The sequence below is a fragment of the Caballeronia sp. INDeC2 genome (assembly GCF_023631325.1).
In the GTDB taxonomy this organism is placed as follows: Bacteria; Pseudomonadota; Gammaproteobacteria; order Burkholderiales; family Burkholderiaceae; genus Caballeronia.
Genome location: NZ_JALQDG010000005.1, coordinates 1 through 1,555, shown reverse-complemented (window position 1 = coordinate 1,555; position 1,555 = coordinate 1). Strand labels below are relative to the sequence as shown.

Genomic DNA, 1,555 nt, shown 5'->3' with positions numbered 1-1,555 from the left:
TTTTGCTCTCACACGGTGTTGAAGATGCAGGGTCGAACGGGCAGGGCGCGGGTGCGTCGACTTTCCCGTTTGCTGAGCGCCGAGCTGTTTTTACTGACGCGGCACCGCGTTCGTGTTCATGCAGCGCGATCATCGTTGCCTCCAAGTCCTGTTGCGTGAGCTCGCGCTGTTTCTTGGTGCCGGATGCGCGGCGTGGCGTGCGTACCTGCGCGCCGCGATGCGTGCGCGAGGGCGCCGTGCCAATGCTGCGGTTCTCGCGCTGAGCCTGCACCGCCTGCGCCAACTCAAGCACGTGCGCGAGACGCTTGCACTCGACGATCGCCCCCTGATCGACCTCGGTGAGACGGTCGTACTGCCGGCATACCAGCGCCCGCTCGCCGGCCCGCAACTGCGTGCGTCCGTCCGGATATTCCCACACCTCGATGTCACGGTGGATCAGCGCGCGGTTCGCGTCGGTATCTTCCAGCAGATACAACACGCGGTCGTATTGCACGGTGAGCGTCTTGGTGACCCGTCGCGCTTCGCGCCACGTCAGCGCCCGCTCCAGACTCTCGTCGGCGCGCAGTGAACGATGCGCGTCATGGTCGCTTCTCGGTGGCTTGGCAAAGCGCGCGTTGTAGTCGGCCATGAAGCAGGGCGCATAGGCGTTGGCTTGCGCCACCGTGCTGATGCCGCGCAGGCGTAATTCCTTGACCAGCCGGTCCTGCAAGGTCAGATGCGCGCGTTCCACGCGACCCTTGGCCGGGCTCGAATTGGCGCAGAAGGTGTCAATGTTGAGCTCGTACATGGCCCGGCCAAATTGCGTCATGGGGTTGCCGGTCTTGCCCGCGCGCGCATTGCGAAACACCGTGAACTTGTCGCTATAGAACGCGCCTGGCTTGCCATGGCGCTCGATGTACGCGCGCGTGGCCTCGAAGTAGCTGAAAGTCGACTCGCTGCGCGTGAAATGCAGCAACATCAGCCGGCTGGTGGCGTCGTCGACGTACACCAGCAGCGTGCATTGTGGCGCGCGCGCCTCGAACCAGCGATGCTCGCAGCCGTCGATCTGAATCAGTTCACCCAGACACGAACGGCGCGCGCGCGGCTGATAGACCTTGGGCGGGCGCTGCCGGCGCGGCACCCATAGGCCCGCTTCGGTCATCAGATGCCGCACCGTTTCCTTGGCCAGCCGGATGCCGTGGCATTGCTCGAGCTTCTCGCGCGCCAAAGTCGGGCCGAAGTCGGCGTAGCGCTCTCGGATAATGCTCACGGCGCGCTGCGCCCAGGCATCGTCGAGCTTGCGATTGCCCGGTCGGCCACGCTTGCCCGAAGCCACGCCTTGCAGTCCGTGCTCACGATAGCGCGTCACCAGCCGCTCGATCTGGCGTACCGTCAGGCCCAAACGCTCTGCCGCGCGTCCGGGCTTCAAACCCGACTCGACTACCGCCTCGATAACCTTCAGTCTGTCCCATTCGCGCATGGTCAAGCTCACAGGTGGGTTCGGTGACATGGCGGACTCCCGCTGACGAACAGTCGCCAGCTTGCCACCGGTTAAAAACCCGACATCTGTAAATAG

At 64.4% G+C, this 1,555-nt stretch carries 1 pseudogene; it reads right to left on the bottom strand.

Features of this window, described 5'->3' with window-relative positions:
• Positions 1-8: 8 nt before the first annotated feature.
• A pseudogene (locus tag NCS28_RS07075) lies at positions 9-1,489 on the bottom strand (ISNCY family transposase).
• Positions 1,490-1,555 lie beyond the last annotated feature (66 nt).